13 protein-coding genes and 1 tRNA gene are annotated in these 14,032 nt (G+C 60.7%); 6 read left to right on the plus strand and 8 right to left on the minus strand.

Annotated features, from left to right (window positions below; all coding sequences use genetic code 11):
* Positions 1 to 667: 667 nt before the first annotated feature.
* Positions 668 to 892, plus strand: a complete 225-nt coding sequence (locus tag AC3WTO_RS29760; protein ID WP_492464800.1) for a hypothetical protein — start codon at positions 668 to 670, stop codon at positions 890 to 892.
* Positions 893 to 1,075: 183 nt separating this feature from the next.
* On the opposite strand, the gene AC3WTO_RS29765 is transcribed toward AC3WTO_RS29760, so the two are convergent.
* Positions 1,076 to 3,013 carry an AI-2E family transporter gene (locus AC3WTO_RS29765; RefSeq protein WP_492464799.1) on the minus strand — a complete coding sequence of 646 codons (1,938 nt, stop codon included), beginning with the start codon at positions 3,011 to 3,013 and terminating at the stop codon, positions 1,076 to 1,078.
* Positions 3,014 to 3,242: 229 nt separating this feature from the next.
* On the opposite strand from AC3WTO_RS29765, the gene AC3WTO_RS29770 reads away from it, so the two are divergent.
* Complete coding sequence (locus tag AC3WTO_RS29770) at positions 3,243 to 3,524, plus strand: DUF982 domain-containing protein (RefSeq protein WP_492464798.1); 282 nt, start codon at positions 3,243 to 3,245, stop codon at positions 3,522 to 3,524.
* 98 nt (positions 3,525 to 3,622) lie between these two features.
* On the opposite strand, the gene AC3WTO_RS29775 is transcribed toward AC3WTO_RS29770, so the two are convergent.
* The 3 genes from AC3WTO_RS29775 to AC3WTO_RS29785 form a co-directional block, all read right to left on the minus strand.
* Positions 3,623 to 3,699: transfer RNA gene (locus tag AC3WTO_RS29775), tRNA-Arg, on the minus strand.
* A gap of 146 nt (positions 3,700 to 3,845) precedes the next feature.
* Positions 3,846 to 5,102, minus strand: coding sequence for an aminopeptidase (locus AC3WTO_RS29780; RefSeq protein ID WP_492464797.1), 1,257 nt, complete (start codon positions 5,100 to 5,102; stop codon positions 3,846 to 3,848).
* Between the two features lie 109 nt (positions 5,103 to 5,211).
* A complete protein-coding gene (locus AC3WTO_RS29785; protein WP_492464796.1) occupies positions 5,212 to 6,126 on the minus strand; it encodes a LysR family transcriptional regulator in 915 nt (304 codons plus the stop codon).
* Positions 6,127 to 6,261: 135 nt separating this feature from the next.
* Here AC3WTO_RS29785 and cnbZ point away from each other — a divergent pair, with 135 nt between their 5' ends.
* The 4 genes from cnbZ (at position 6,262) to AC3WTO_RS29805 (ending at position 9,141) form a co-directional block, all read left to right on the plus strand.
* A complete protein-coding gene (gene cnbZ / locus AC3WTO_RS29790) occupies positions 6,262 to 7,017 on the plus strand; it encodes a 2-amino-5-chloromuconate deaminase CnbZ (RefSeq protein ID WP_492464795.1) in 756 nt (251 codons plus the stop codon).
* A gap of 122 nt (positions 7,018 to 7,139) precedes the next feature.
* On the plus strand, positions 7,140 to 7,907 hold the full coding sequence (locus AC3WTO_RS29795; RefSeq protein ID WP_492464794.1) for an SDR family NAD(P)-dependent oxidoreductase: 768 nt from the start codon (positions 7,140 to 7,142) through the stop codon (positions 7,905 to 7,907).
* Positions 7,908 to 7,951: 44 nt separating this feature from the next.
* Complete coding sequence (locus AC3WTO_RS29800; RefSeq protein ID WP_492464793.1) at positions 7,952 to 8,368, plus strand: RidA family protein; 417 nt, start codon at positions 7,952 to 7,954, stop codon at positions 8,366 to 8,368.
* Between the two features lie 170 nt (positions 8,369 to 8,538).
* Positions 8,539 to 9,141 (plus strand): hypothetical protein, encoded by a 603-nt coding sequence (locus AC3WTO_RS29805; protein ID WP_492464792.1) that lies wholly within the window; start codon positions 8,539 to 8,541, stop codon positions 9,139 to 9,141.
* A gap of 53 nt (positions 9,142 to 9,194) precedes the next feature.
* On the opposite strand, the gene AC3WTO_RS29810 is transcribed toward AC3WTO_RS29805, so the two are convergent.
* The 4 genes from AC3WTO_RS29810 to AC3WTO_RS29825 all read right to left on the minus strand — a co-directional run bounded on the left by AC3WTO_RS29810 (position 9,195) and on the right by AC3WTO_RS29825 (position 14,018).
* Positions 9,195 to 9,659, minus strand: a complete 465-nt coding sequence (locus tag AC3WTO_RS29810) for a helix-turn-helix domain-containing protein (protein ID WP_492464791.1) — start codon at positions 9,657 to 9,659, stop codon at positions 9,195 to 9,197.
* A gap of 73 nt (positions 9,660 to 9,732) precedes the next feature.
* Positions 9,733 to 11,940 carry a nitric oxide reductase activation protein NorD gene (locus tag AC3WTO_RS29815; protein WP_492464790.1) on the minus strand — a complete coding sequence of 736 codons (2,208 nt, stop codon included), beginning with the start codon at positions 11,938 to 11,940 and terminating at the stop codon, positions 9,733 to 9,735.
* 35 nt (positions 11,941 to 11,975) lie between these two features.
* Complete coding sequence (locus tag AC3WTO_RS29820) at positions 11,976 to 12,809, minus strand: CbbQ/NirQ/NorQ/GpvN family protein (protein WP_492464789.1); 834 nt, start codon at positions 12,807 to 12,809, stop codon at positions 11,976 to 11,978.
* A 171-nt stretch (positions 12,810 to 12,980) separates the two neighbouring features.
* Complete coding sequence (locus AC3WTO_RS29825; protein ID WP_492464788.1) at positions 12,981 to 14,018, minus strand: aliphatic amidase; 1,038 nt, start codon at positions 14,016 to 14,018, stop codon at positions 12,981 to 12,983.
* Positions 14,019 to 14,032 lie beyond the last annotated feature (14 nt).

Raw genomic sequence — 14,032 nt, forward strand, 5'->3', positions numbered from 1 at the left:
CGCGTCGGATGACGACGCGGTCGTGAAGCGGACGAAAATTCATGAGGTTCTTTCTGGAGCCGGCGCATAGGGCGGCCACATCGTCTATATAACGCATTTGGCGCTCGATTGATAGCACTGTCAAATTAACGCTTTTCTTTTGTGAAATTATTCCCCCAATTTTACGTATCAATCAGCGTAATAATTTACGTTCAACTCAACAACCACTGATAATAGGAGATTATATTTTTATAACTTCAAAACTATTTTGGGAATTTTATTTCTTACGTAAGAATAAAATTTTGTTTCACTTTGCTCACAACTCAAATGAGGCACAGACGGTGTCTGGATCCCCCATTCATGCGGAATTCTCGATAGGGGGATTCAGCTGACCACCGGTATTCTCGCAACCGCGACATCGGACCGGCTCGAATGGGAATGACATGCAGGAGGTACCTCCGCTTACTCCTGCAGAAATCGCCCCATGGTCGACCGTACGATAAAGGCCGTAGTCACCCAGCGAGATACGGGGGGAAACGCCATCTCCACATCCTTGAGGGGCAGCAGATTGTCGCCAGGTGCGCATTGCTCAATTCGGCCTGGGATGGCAACACCTATGATCTGACCGGACCGGCGTCGGTTTCCTTCCATAAATCGCCGAAGACCTGCCTGAGGCGAAAGTGGATACGTGCCGGTCTCGCCCGAAGCTCTCGCCCAGAGCGTTCGGGATATGGGCCTGAATGAATGGTTCGCCCAAGGCTATCACGATTACCTGCTGGCCTATTCGCGTGGCTGGGGCGATTTCACCACAGACGCTGTCCTGGCAATTTCAGGCAAGCAGGCCAGATCGTTCAGGCAGTTCGCCAAAGAGGTGCTGGTTCCCGAACTGTTCAAGAACACTCAGGCCGCCTAATCGCCTTACGCAATTGCGAGCGAAACCGCTGCGCACTTTTCCGGAATTGCTCCAGCCAACTCAAAGCCGGATCGTGCGGCGATGTCGTGCACGTGCTGGGGTCCCGCGATGGGCTCCAGCCTGCATCCGAAGGTCTCCCTGCATTGCCGGCGGCACCGTAACGTCGAGATACAAGCCAGAAGTCTATGCATCCGTCGCAGTTGCGGCCTTTTTTCGTGCCGATGTCGCTGGCCGTAGACGCCGGATACTTCTCTGCTTTTTCGGCTTAACGTCACGCGGCTTGTCGTCCGACAGCGCTCCGACGACGCAGTCCGCGAGACTGAACGCAATGAAATCAGCCTCCAACCGTTCGGCGAGTTGGTTCTGATCAAACGGCCTTTCGCTCCCGGGCGATGTCCACAGAACGAGACCGATGCGTGCATGGGGAGCCAGTCGCCTGAGGCGGCGCACCGCGAACCTGGAATACTTCAGGGAGTCGGGACTCAGGAAGCCGATGACGATGGAATTGCGCCCCTCCAGCGGCAGGCTGCGCATTCTGGCTGCAACGAGGTCGCGGTGGCCGACCGCCTCGCATTCGGCCCCTTCGACGGAAATCACCTGCGCCAGTATCACGGCCGCAACGTCGTCCAGTTCGCTATGCCCGCCGATGCAGAGAACCGATTTGCCGGAACCATCCGGAAGATCGATGTCGAACTCGTCTTCTTTTCCTTCGTCCGCCTTGCTTGCAGCCTTGCTGTCCTTGTCCTCCGCACGATCCTGCTCGTCCTCGTCTTCCTCCTCTGCTGCGATTTCGTTCAAATTGGCCACGACTTCGCGCGCATTTTCGGCGAGATCTGCCAATTGGCTCTTTGTCAGCACCCCTCGCGCCCGATCCTGTTCGCCGAGCAACAGAGCCGGTATGCTGACGGCAGCGTGATACTCAATCAGGTATTTCTCCTCGAGCATCTGTTCAGCGTTGTCGGTGGCCTCATCGAGATCATCCGCTAGCAGGCGCTGATACAGGCGTTCGTGAGGATCGAGAACCGGCTCATCGCCGAGCAGAATCTGAAGGAACTCGAACTGAGGCACGTGCCGGCCCAGCACGACCAGGCAAACCGTCAGTGGCGTTGAAAGCACCAATCCTATCGGGCCCCAAAGCCATGCCCAAAACACCGCTGCAACGATGATCGCGAGCGGCGATAGCCCGGTGCGGGAGCCGTACAACCAGGGCTCGATGACATTGTTGCTCAAGAGCTCAAGCAAGATGAACAACCCGGCCGTCCAGATCAGCAACGACCAATCGGGAGCCACCGCGAACGCCAGGAACAGGGGGATCACCGCTGCAATGACCGGCCCGATATAGGGCACGAAGCGGAAAACGATGGCGAGCATGCCCCATAACAACGCGTTGGGAATGCCGAGAAGCCACAGGCCTGCCGCCAAGGGCACGCCAAAGGTGATGTTCACAACCAGCTGCATCAGCAGGTATTTGCCGACGCGGCTGCCTGCGTCCTGCAAAGCCTGCGTGGTTCGGTGAAGATCGCTGTAGCCGACAAGGCGAATGAAGCGATCGCGCAGCTCTTCGCGCTCGAGCAGCATGAAGATCACGATGACGATCACGAGGCCCATCGTGGCCAAGGGGCCGACCAAGGGTTCAATGATGTTCCGCAACGTCTCGATGGGTCGCTGGGGAGAAAATATCTGAACCAGCAGCGGGCGCTGCTCGCCGTGGAGTTGCGGGCTCGCAGGGGTTGCCGAGGAAGCCGATTCATTGATCTCGGTGTTGACGCGCTCGAACACGCGCCCGAGGCGGCTGATGACACCGTCTTCCGAACCGGTCTCTTTCAAGATCCGGATCTTCTCCACGATGTTCGATTGGTACTTCGGAATATCCTGGGCGACCTGGCTGACCTGCGCGGCAACAATGAGACTGAAGATCGATATGACCGCGAACGCGCAGGCGACGGCCCCGATCACGGCCGCCAGCCGCGGCAGCTTCATTTTCCGGAGGAAGGAGACGATCGGAGCCAGTGCAAATGTCAGCAGGACCGCGATCGCCAGAGGAAGCAGCAACTCCTTTGCCACATAGAGAACCACGATTGCCGCGATCATCATAGCGGAGGTCGCGAGCCTGGCGGTCATGTAAGAGGACGAAATCATGGGGTCGAGCTTCGATCTGATGGCGCGTGAGTCACTCCTAACATGAAACGGGCAGTACCAGCGGCATAAGGTTGCTGGATGAACGCAGACGTAAGGTCTATCGAATGCGCTTCCTTCCTCCGAAGGGATGAATTCGTTTGAACGAACTGCCGGATCGTTCGTTCTCGGCAAGCCCGATAATTTCGGTGTTGCTCACAAGCGAGGAAGTCCCATGAAGCCTTTCGCGAAACCCGTTTCCATTTTTGTCGGCCTTGGATTTCCACGCGATGTGGAAACCGTCGACGAGGCCTTTGAAATCCTCACCGAATGGGTCGGTTCGCGAAGCCCTGCTCATGAGCAGGCGCTTGCCGCAGCCCGCACCGCGCTCACCGACGGCAACGAGTCTGTCGCGCGGCTTGCGTTCGAGGCTTTTGCCAGGAAGACGGGGATCCTCGCCCCCGATGCGCTGGAACTGGCCGCCGCAAAGGCTGCCGACGAGTGGTTGACCGCTTGATACCAACAGGGCGGTCAATGCCCGTATGCAAAGGCGCACATTCTGTGACCATTGCGTTATGTGATCATTGCGCAGTGTGGGAAACAATCGGCGGTATTTGGCGCACCCGACAGGATTCGAACCTGTGACCCCTGCCTTCGGAGGGCAGTACTCTATCCAGCTGAGCTACGGGTGCTTCCGGGATCGCGAGATCCGGAAAACGAACCAGCCCGTTAAAGCCGGTCATCGGCTTCATAGACGAAGCCGTGCCCTGCTTCAATGCAGAAATGGATGGGATGCTGCCTTCGAAGGCAGAGGTCCTTTGGCGGCCTTGAGCGATTTCTACACCCAATTGCCCTGACGCATGATCGCTTGGCGGGTGCCGTCCTTGTGGACACCGTGCACATCCATCGAAGCGGAGCCGATCATCAGATCGAGATGAACGAGGCTGTTGTTCAAGCGCTGCTGCCCCTGGTGCAAGTCAGGACGCACGCAGTTGCTGTACGCTCTTCCCAGCGCAACATGACTCGCTGCGTTCTCATCCAGCAACGTGTTGAAAAACACGCGGCGGCTTCGAGCAACTGGAGCAATTTCGGGCACCAGCGCAACTTCCCCCAGTCTTCTGGCGCCCTCGTCCGTGCCGAGAATTGCTGAAAGCGCCGACGAACCAACGCGCGCCGCGCTGTCAACCACGCGCCCCGCCTCGAAGCGCAGTTTGATCCCTTCGATCAGCGAGCCCTGATAAGCCAGCGGCTTGGAACATTCGAAAAAGCCGGCGACTCGATCTTTGTCGGGCGCTGTGTAGACCTCGTCGGTCGGGATGTTGGAGGTGCATGTAACCCCATTGCCACATTTCATCGCGCCGCCCTGCCACACATGCTGGTCCGCCAGTCCGATGGTAAGATCCGTGCCATGACCGACAAAGTGCAGGGCGTCGTAGCCCTGTGCATTCAACCAGTCGGTTTTCTCCCGCAGGGCAACATTGTGTGCCTGCCAGGCAGCCCTCGGATTGGGCTGATCCAACCGGGCTGCCGTGAAAATCTCTTCCGCCAGCAGTGCGACCGCACGATCAACCTGTTCACCAGGAAACACAAACCTGGCCCATGCTGGGGTCGGATAGGCCGCCAGGCACCAATTGACGGCAAAGGTGCTGATGATTTTCTGCGCCGCTGAATAGGCCTGCAGTCTCGACTGGTTTGCGCGTCCGACTTTCGCTGCATCCTGCTCGGCGAGAAGACCGGGATCTTGCCCCCAGATCAGGAGACGGGCTGCCCCGCCTGCATTAGCCTTGGCAACGCCGTCCCACAGCCAGGCATTGGATATGTCGAGGTTGTCGTCGGACGCAGCCGCAAGCCGCAACAGCGACAACGTCTCATCTTCAAACAGCGGCGTTACCAGGCTGGCACCAGCGCGGTAAGCGTGCCTCGCGACCTGTCGGACGAACGGCGCAGCCTCGACTGGCGCGGTGATAATCAGCTGTTGGCCGGGGCGAAGGTTAAGGCCAACATGGACAATGAGCTCGGCGTATCGATCCATTTGAAAATGCAGATCGATCGCCTCCAGCCCCACTCGATCATCGTCACGTGCGCGCTGTAACATGGCTGCCTCTCGTCCATCTTCGATACTCAGATGGTCGCCATGTTCTCCTGACAGCGGCTGCTAACAAGATGAATTTTTGCGTCCATGTGTTGCTGTTTCGGCAATACATCTAGGATCGCTGATAACGGGCGGCCTGCTGCTTCAGAAGCGCAGCCAGTTCGAGGCCGGCATTTGAGAGCTCGCGGTCCTTGCTCTTGCAGATCTTGACGGCAGGGGCACGGGTCAGAAATTCGCCGATCGGGATCGTGGTCAGCATGCCCCGCTCGACATCCTCTTCAACCGACGCCTGCGTCAGTATCGTGGTGCCGCTGCCTGCACGCGCAAAACCTCTCAGAGCCTCGATCGAATTGCTCACCACAGAAGGGCGGAACTCGACATCGGAAGCTTTCGCGGCCGCGTCTACGACATGCCTGATGCCGAAACTGCTGTCCGGAAGCGCAATCGGCCAACGGGTGAGGTCCGGCAAAGTCAGAAGTTGATGTGTGGCGGCGACGTGGCCCGGGGACATCACAGCGAAAAGTGGCGCGGGAAACTGTGCGGCGACGGCAATCCGACTGTTCCGCGGCGGATCGAAGGTGATTCCGATATCGGCTTCGTCCTCCAGCAGCGCAGCAAGGACCTCATCGGAACTCGCCACCACGACATCTGCCGTCACGGCAGGGTACTTTTGATGAAAAAGAGCCAGCGTCGGGCTTACGAAATCTTTGATCATCCCTTCGATCGACCAGACTTTGACATGTCCACGACGGAGCCCGAGCAAATCGTCTATTCCAGAGCGTGCCTGGTCACGATGGCTGATTATGGCGCGGGCGTGCTCAAAGAGTATCTCTCCGGCGGCGGTCAACTTCATCCCGCGCGTCTGACGCTCGAACAGGCTGACACCGTACTCTTCCTCAAGCTGGGCGATCTGGCGGCTGATGGCTGAGGTGGCAACGTGGAGCCGCTCGGAGGCTTCACGGATGGAGCCATGTCGAGCGACCTTCTCGAAATAGCGAAAGCGAGTGAGCGACATCTTCAATCCCATGCCGTTTCGGCAACGGCTTTGCACAAATATTGATATAGTTAGATCGGTGTGACTATGGGAGTAAAGAGGCTGGCGCCGAAGGGCGCGTGACCGTCAGCGCCAGAGCTGACCGTGCTCTTTTGGATCTGTGCAACAATGTCACCAAACAGGTTGCTCCCAAACGGTGGATACCGCTTTGCCGAGGGAGTCTATCAGTATTCCTCCGCTGTCTCCGCGCTCCCTGGATTCATCATCGAGCGCGCCATCTTCAACGAACCCGTTGACTTTGACGCCGCTGCCGGGGCCGTGGAACGTCATCTTGCCGCGATCGGCCGACCTGCGGCCGCGCTTTGCGCCTGCGAATTGCGCTCGCCGAAAGCATTTACCGAGCAAGGCTTTGCGGCGTTCAACCGGCACTATGTGACGACACTCGAGCGCTGGGGCCTCATCGACAACGGAATGAACCCTGTCGCGAGAACGAACGTCTGTCCGGTTCTCGACCCGCCGACGGACGTGAGCATGTTCGCCTTTTGCTACACCGTGCCGACCAGCAACGCAGCCGCCATGACCGATTTCGTTGTTGCCGGCAGTGCTGAAGTCCCGGAAGGCCGAGATAACTACAAGGACCATATCGTGCGTCCCGGCGATGTCTCGCCTGACGGTTTGCGAGAAAAGGCGCGATGGGTGCTGGACGAAATGGAACGCCGCATGGGCGCCTTCGGTGCCGACTGGAGGCACGCAACCGGCACGAACCTCTACACAGTGCACGACACGCACCCGTTGATCTTTGATGAGATCGCGAAGCGCGGTGCAATGAAGAACGGTCTGAACTGGTGGCTCGCCGTCCCACCCGTCATGGGGCTGGAATATGAAATGGATGTTCGGCGCACATCCCGCGAAACATCCATCTAGAGCATTTCCGGCGAAAAGAGAGACGCCGTCGATGCTCTATCTTTTTGTTTTTACGCAATTCCGCACGCAAACGGCTGCATATTTTTGCTGGAATTGCCCTGGTTCGGCAGGAGAATAGACGATTGAACGCCACCAGTGGAGAACACGCACCACGTCGTCTCCAGGGCAAGACGGCGCTGATAACGGGCGGGTCTCGCGGTATCGGGTTGGCTTGCGCCAGGCTCTTTCTCCGCGAGGGCGCGACGGTGGCTATTTCGGGAGCGAGTGACGCCAGCGTTTCAAGCAGTCTCGCGCAGATCGGCAATTCTGCCGCTCATGGCTATGTCGCAGACCTCCTCGACCCAGCCGCCCCAAGCAGATTGGTGGACGCCGTCTTCGCCGACCTCGGTCCGCTTGATATTCTTGTAAACAATGCCGGAACGATAAGCACGACCGATGAATGGAGCCTTTCGCCGGAAGAGTGGGACCGTGTCCAGGGTGTCAACTTGCGCGCGCCGTTCTTCGTGTCCCGGTCGGCGGCCCGCATCATGGCTGGACGGCACGGAAGCATTCTGAACATTTCGTCCATCGCCGGACAGACTGGCGGGGTGGCCGGGGGCCCGGCCTATGCCGCCTCGAAAGCCGGCCTGCTCGGCCTCACGAAGACACTTGCCCGGCGTTTTGCGCCGTTGAACATCAGAGTCAATGCCTTGGCGCCGGCCGACATCGAGACCGACATGACCGTGCCCTGGACGGACGATTTGCGATCAAGCCTGATAGCGAGCACGCCGCTCAAGCGTTTCGGTGTCCCGGCGGAAGTCGCCCAGGCAGCTCTCTATCTGTGTTCCGACGACGCAAGCTTTATTACTGGACAGACACTCTCGGTTAATGGCGGGAGCTTCATGCAATAGCGCCCTTCCGCGGACACCGACAAACGTCAAAATCAGAGGGTAACGTGACTCAGACACAAGAACAGATACTCCTGGCCCCCGATGCCTTGCCGGCGCCGGCCGGATACAGCCACATCGCCATCGTGCCAGCGACGGCAAATCTAGCCTTCATATCCGGCCAAGTGCCGTTGGACCGCGAGGGAAAGCTCATCGGCGGCCAGAATTTCGAAGAGCAGGCGATCCAAGTCTTTCGCAACATTGGGATCGCCCTCGAAGCCGTTGGCAGTGATTTCCGGAACGTGGTGAAATTCGGCATGTTTGTCACCGACATGGCGAACCTGCCGACCTTGCGATCAGTACGTGATCGCTTTGTCGTCGGCGACGCACCGCCAACAAGCACACTGGTCGAGGTTAGCCGGTTCTTTCGCCCGGATATCCTGGTCGAGGTTGAAGCAATAGCTCTATGTCCCGGCGCGCGGTAAGCGCCTGCGACTGAGATGCGCTGATATCTGGCCCGAAGATGTCGTGCAGGGCGTTTGCCGCGAGACACCAGGCACCGCATTTGAGACTTGAAGGGTGCAATGAAGCGCGCTGGCCTGGAAGCATGGTATAAAAGTCAGCCAAATCACATGGCACCCACAGTGGATGGCGTATGAAGCTTCCGACCCTTGTCGCGCTGCTTGTGCTGACGAGCGTTTCGCAGGCCAACATAGCCCGCGGCGCTGACCGCTTGGAGCTGAACCCCCAAGCGGTTCCGCCAGCTTTTTCTTTGAGCAACAAGCCCGCGCTTTCCTCGACGCCTTCCGACACCGACTGCCAAGCCTTCACGCTCAAGAAAGGCAAACAGCGCGTGGGCATGCTTTGCGCGTCCGGCAACAAGGACTTGCTCGTCGATTTTGGCGTGTCGAGCGAGACGGGCAAGGGCGACATCCTCGCTGACGCGTCTGGGTCGGCCCGGTCCCTTCAGGTCGCAACCGGCAGTTCGATGTACCCAATGGAGTCGAGCATACTCAACGGCATGACCTTGCATTCCGCCGACGTGGACTGCGATGAGCGAACCGAGGCTATCTACAGGCCCACGGCGACCTGCCGGATAACGGTCGCCCTGCCTGGCGATGGAACATTTCTCTACAGCAGTTTCGTACTTGAGGACCATGTCACGCACACACCGCGTGCGAGCAAGTCGGACATCTCCAAGCTCTGGGGTTACTTGACGTCAGCCAAGCGCAGCGGGGTCTTGGACACCACTCGGTGAGAAGATCAAAGAGGCCCAGCAGCCTCTCGCCCGCACGGTGTCGCAATATCCTTCTATTGAACAGCCGCGTCTTGTTTGACGCGTGAAGCCCCTCGCACGGTGCGCGCAGATTCATTTTCCGCTTTCCGCCCCAGATGCACATCGTGGATGTCGGCCACCAGCGAGCGGATCGAGTGCTGCAGGCTTGACGGCAGCGCCGAGAACTGCTGCCACATCTTCCAGTCTGATGGGTCGAGAAGCCGGGCGGCCTGGTTCTGACCGACCGCACCTTTGCGCACACGCGTCGTGATGTTCGACAGCCGCGCATGTTCGGAAAAGAAATAGTCGATCGGAACGCTGAGATATTCGGCACAGCGCTGCAGCATGGCTGGGGAGATGCGATTGCGCCCGCGTTCGTATTTCTGCAGCTGCTGGTAGGAAACCCCGATATGGGTGGCCAGCTCCATCTGGGTGACGTTGCGGAGCTGGCGCAGGCCCAGCAATCGTGCCGCTATCGCGGCCGTTTCCGTGTTGTGCATCGCTGGTGGGTTCCCCTTCGTGTTCGCTTCGCATGTTCCGGCCGCCGTCGGCGGACTGCAATCTCGCCTGCTCTCAGCGGCTCAGTGTCAGATAGAGTTTCGGCAGAAGGTCGGTCAGCCGCTCTACCGCTGCGATGGTGATGGCGTTACGCTGGCCGAAGATGCGGCCGAGATAGGAGTCGGCGTTCGAATCCAGCCCGACACAGAACGTGTCGATGCCGAAACGGTTGAGGTGATGCACGGCCTTGCGGGCATCCTCGACCAGATATTGGCGGTCCTCGACATCGATGTCGGACGGTTCGCCATCGGTGACGACGAGCAGCAGGCGTCGGTAGCTGCGCTCACGGGCAAGGTCGGCGCCGGCATGGCGCATGGCGGCGCCGATGCGGGTGGAAAGCCCGCTTTCAAGACCATCGAGCCGGGCATCGACAAGACCGTCATAGCCGCGGTTGAAGTCCTTGATGCGGAGATAACGCACATCGTCGCGCTTGTCGGAGCAGAAGGCGGCGATGGCGAAGGGATCGCCCAGTCCGGCCATCGCCCTGGCCAGCAGGGCCGCCGACTGGCGCTCGACGTCGAGCACCGTTCGCGTCGAGCCGCGCACCTTCTCGGCGGTCGACTGCGAGATGTCGAGCAGCAGAAGCACCGACAGGTCGCGGCTGCGCCGCTCATAGCGGCCATGAATGCGGTGGTCGGCGGCCTCGCCGATGCGGCGGGCGACCGTCGCCTCGATACAGGCGTCCATGTCGAGGAACTCGCCTTCCGGCTGGCGGCGCAGGCGTTCGGCGCGGCTGACACGGGCGGAGCGGATCAGCGCCGCCACCCGCGCGACGAGATCGGCATGCTCTTCGGCAAGCCGCGCCGCCGGGCCATTGGCGACGGCTTTCGGCGCGTATTCCTTGACCGAGGTCCATTCGGGTTGGTCGCGCGCGGCGACATAGTCATATTCGGGATAGCGGGCGACGAGCACGCCATCCTGCGCCTGCTCGATCACCTCGACGCGCCCGCCAGTGTCGCCCATCTCGGTTTCGGTGCGGTCGGGCGGACGGCTGTCGTCCTGTTCTTGCCGGATGCGTGCCGAAGACAGCACCTGCTCGGCCTCCGACGACTGCTGCTGGTCGTCGTCGCCGAAATCCCAGAGGCCGAGATTGTCGTCACGGTAGGGTGGCTGCACGACATAGTTCTTCGGGTCGAACTGCACGCGCATCTGGCCGAGATCGTTGCCGAGCAGATCGCCGATACGGCGGCTGATCTGCTGGCTGCCCCAGTCTGTCTCCGCCTCGAAGAAGGCGCGACGGCCCTTCTGCACCCAGGGATCGGGATCGTCATGGGCCGGATCGGCAAGTGCCCGCGCCAGCCGCGCGAACAGGCCGGGCGCGGTGGCGGTGCCGGATGCTTCCGCCACGTGGAAAGGCGTGAACAGACGCCGAAGACCTGGAAGCTCGCGCATCGCCAGTTGCTCCACCCTGGCATCCTCGATCAGCGACACCAGCGCAATCTGGGCCGGCTTCAGGGCGCCGACCGGAAAGCGTTCGTGCGAGAATTTGAGGTGGGCGCCGATATGGGCGACAGCGGCACGGTAGAGTTTTTCGCTGTCGCTGCCGGAGAAGCCCGGATAGGCGGCGGGCAACCTGACGACACTGCCGTCGAAACCCGGCCGGCGCCTCGCCTGTTCGGGCGCATTGGCCGGCGTCTCGCGCATCGGCGGCGTCTCGCCCCACAGGGCGGCCAGATAAGGCTTCAGCCTCGCTTCGAGGTCAAGGAAACCGACCTCGCCGCTTTCACGCAGCAGCCAGCGCCGTGCATTGGGGTCTTCCAGCGTGAAGAAGCGCAGGCGCCGCTCCGGCTCGCCATTGTTCGAGCGCAGGCCAATCCTGATCCAGGACGCCAGCGCGCGCACGTCAAGGCGTGCGGTGAGGCTGGCCGTCTGGTCGAGCAGGGCGCCGACCGATTCCGGCGCCTGATCGCCCACCTGTTCGATGAGCCGCAGCCATTCCTGCAGCGAGGCGGCATCGTCGTAGCGTTTTGCCGCGACGATCGCTGCGACCGGCGCCAGCGACGCGGCGCGGCGGCCAGCCCGGATCGCCAGGCCTGACACGATCGCAGCCAGCGCGATCGCCGCCTGCGGCGAAGCGAGGCGGGCGAGTTCGGGCGAATGCCTTAGATAGCTGTCGGTGACGACGTCGCCATACCCGGCACCGACAAGGCGGCGACAGACATCCCCCCAGGATTCGTAAAGATCGCCCGGGAAGGCGGACCGGATGGCTTCGTCCGAATGCATCGCCCTGATCGTCTTCTGCTCAGCGATCATCGCCGTCAGAGACAGGCCGCGATTGCAGCGGTGAGCGCATCGCGCATGTCGGCATCGTCGGTTATTGGCAGCACCAGCGCCACCTCGCAGGCCTGGTCGAGCGCGATACCGCCGGCGACGAGCTGGCCGGCATTGATCAGCATGCGCGTCGAGGCACCCTCTTCCAGCCCATGCCCTTTCAGATTGCGCGAGCGCTGGGCGATGCGCACCAGCGTTTCGGCGACGGGCCGGTTGACGCCGGCTTCCGAGGCCACGATCTCGGCTTCGATGGCGGCGTCGGGATAGGTGAAGGCGATCGCCGCGAAGCGCTGCTTGGTCGATTCCTTCAGGTCCTTGAGCACGCTCTGGTAGCCTGGATTGTAGGAGATGACGAGCTGGAAATCGGGATGCGCCTTTAGCACCTCGTTTTTTTTCTCCAGCGGCAGGATGCGGCGGTCGTCGGTCAGCGAGTGGATGACGACGGTGGTGTCCTGTCTGGCCTCGACGATCTCGTCGAGGTAGCAGATGGCGCCCGAGCGCACCGCGAGCGTCAGCGGCCCGTCGTGCCAGACGGTGCCGTCGGCGTCGAGCAGATAGCGCCCGACAAGGTCGGACGCGGTCATGTCCTCATGGCAGGAAACGGTGACCAGCGGGCGTTTGAGCCGCCAGGCCATATGTTCGACGAAACGCGTCTTGCCGCAACCGGTCGGCCCCTTCAGCATGACCGGCATGCGCGCGCCATAGGCGGCCTGAAACAGCGCGACCTCGTGCCCGACGGAGCGGTAATAGGGTTCCTGGTCGATCCTGAAATCGTCGAGCGCAGGATCGTGAGCCGATTTGGCGCCGCTGGTGCTGTGCATTTCCAACCTCGATGCAATTGCCGTTCAACTCCACCCGCCTGCTCGCTTTCTCGAGCCCGGCAGAGCAAGCTCACGGCAAGGCCGCCGCGAGCGAAGAGCCGTGAATGAAGAAATCCGGGCCAAACGTGCCGCGGTCCCTCGTTGACCGCGACACGCCGGTGGCCGCGCCGTTCAGCGGTGCGCCGCCACCTTGTTCGGGATGCCTTCGATCGGGCTTTCCGGCGTGCCGACCGTCTGGCGGGTCATCGCCTCGACCTTCTCGCGCGTGCCTTCCGGATCGGTGATCCACTGATGGTAGAAATTGTACGGGCACACGGCATGGCCGCGGGTATCGTCGCCGGAATTGATCAGGCCGGTGTAACCGCGGTGCAGCAGCTTGAAGAGGTGGTTCTGCGACTGCATGTTGCGGCGCGCGTCGCGCAGCAGCGAGGTCGAGAGCTGCGCATACTGGATGCCGTTCTCCTCGGTGCCGCATTCGCCGAGCGTACGGCCGTCGAAACCGATGATCGCCGAATGGCCGAAATAGGAGTAGACGCCATCGAAGCCAGCGGCGTTGGCAACCGCCACATAGACGTTGTTGGCCCAGGCCATCGATTTCGAGATCAGGATCTGCTGTTCCTTAGCCGGATACATGTAACCCTGGCAGCGGATGATCAACTCGGCGCCGCGCATGGCGCAGTCGCGCCAGATCTCGGGATAGTTGCCGTCGTCGCAGATGATAAGCGAGATCTTCAGGCCCTTGGGACCGTCCGAAACATAGGTGCAGTCACCGGGATACCAGCCTTCGATCGGCACCCAGGGCATGATCTTGCGGTACTTCTGCACGATCTCGCCCTTGTCGTTCATCAGGATCAGCGTGTTGTAGGGCGCCTTGTTGGGGTGCTCCTCATGGCGCTCTCCGGTCAGCGAGAACACGCCCCAGACACGCGCCTTCTTGCACGCCTCGGCGAAGATCTTGGTCTCCTCGCCCGGAATGGCCGAGGCGGTCTCGTACATTTCCTTCTGGTCGTACATGATGCCGTGCGTGGAATATTCCGGGAAGATCACCAGATCCATGCCGGGCAGGCCGCGCTTCATGCCTTCCACCATGTCGGCGATCTTGCGGGCATTGGCGAGCACTTCTTCACGCGTATGCAGCCGCGGCATCTTGTAGTTGACGACGGCAACACCGACGGTGTCGTTGCTGCTCGATATATCGCCATGGTACATTTTTCAGTCTCCTC

Source organism: Mesorhizobium sp. EU05-FHT14A09 (assembly GCF_058790995.1).

Coding starts and splice junctions, on each gene's coding strand:
- AC3WTO_RS29810 (WP_492464791.1), bottom strand. CDS start 9,659: ATGCACAACACGGAAACGGCCGCGATAGCGGCACGATTGCTGGGCCTG.
- AC3WTO_RS29785 (WP_492464796.1), bottom strand. CDS start 6,126: ATGGGATTGAAGATGTCGCTCACTCGCTTTCGCTATTTCGAGAAGGTC.
- AC3WTO_RS29770 (WP_492464798.1), top strand. CDS start 3,243: ATGAAGCCTTTCGCGAAACCCGTTTCCATTTTTGTCGGCCTTGGATTT.
- AC3WTO_RS29780 (WP_492464797.1), bottom strand. CDS start 5,102: ATGTTACAGCGCGCACGTGACGATGATCGAGTGGGGCTGGAGGCGATC.
- AC3WTO_RS29765 (WP_492464799.1), bottom strand. CDS start 3,013: ATGACCGCCAGGCTCGCGACCTCCGCTATGATGATCGCGGCAATCGTG.
- AC3WTO_RS29825 (WP_492464788.1), bottom strand. CDS start 14,018: ATGTACCATGGCGATATATCGAGCAGCAACGACACCGTCGGTGTTGCC.
- cnbZ (WP_492464795.1), top strand. CDS start 6,262: ATGTCACCAAACAGGTTGCTCCCAAACGGTGGATACCGCTTTGCCGAG.
- AC3WTO_RS29805 (WP_492464792.1), top strand. CDS start 8,539: ATGAAGCTTCCGACCCTTGTCGCGCTGCTTGTGCTGACGAGCGTTTCG.
- AC3WTO_RS29815 (WP_492464790.1), bottom strand. CDS start 11,940: ATGCATTCGGACGAAGCCATCCGGTCCGCCTTCCCGGGCGATCTTTAC.
- AC3WTO_RS29820 (WP_492464789.1), bottom strand. CDS start 12,809: ATGCACAGCACCAGCGGCGCCAAATCGGCTCACGATCCTGCGCTCGAC.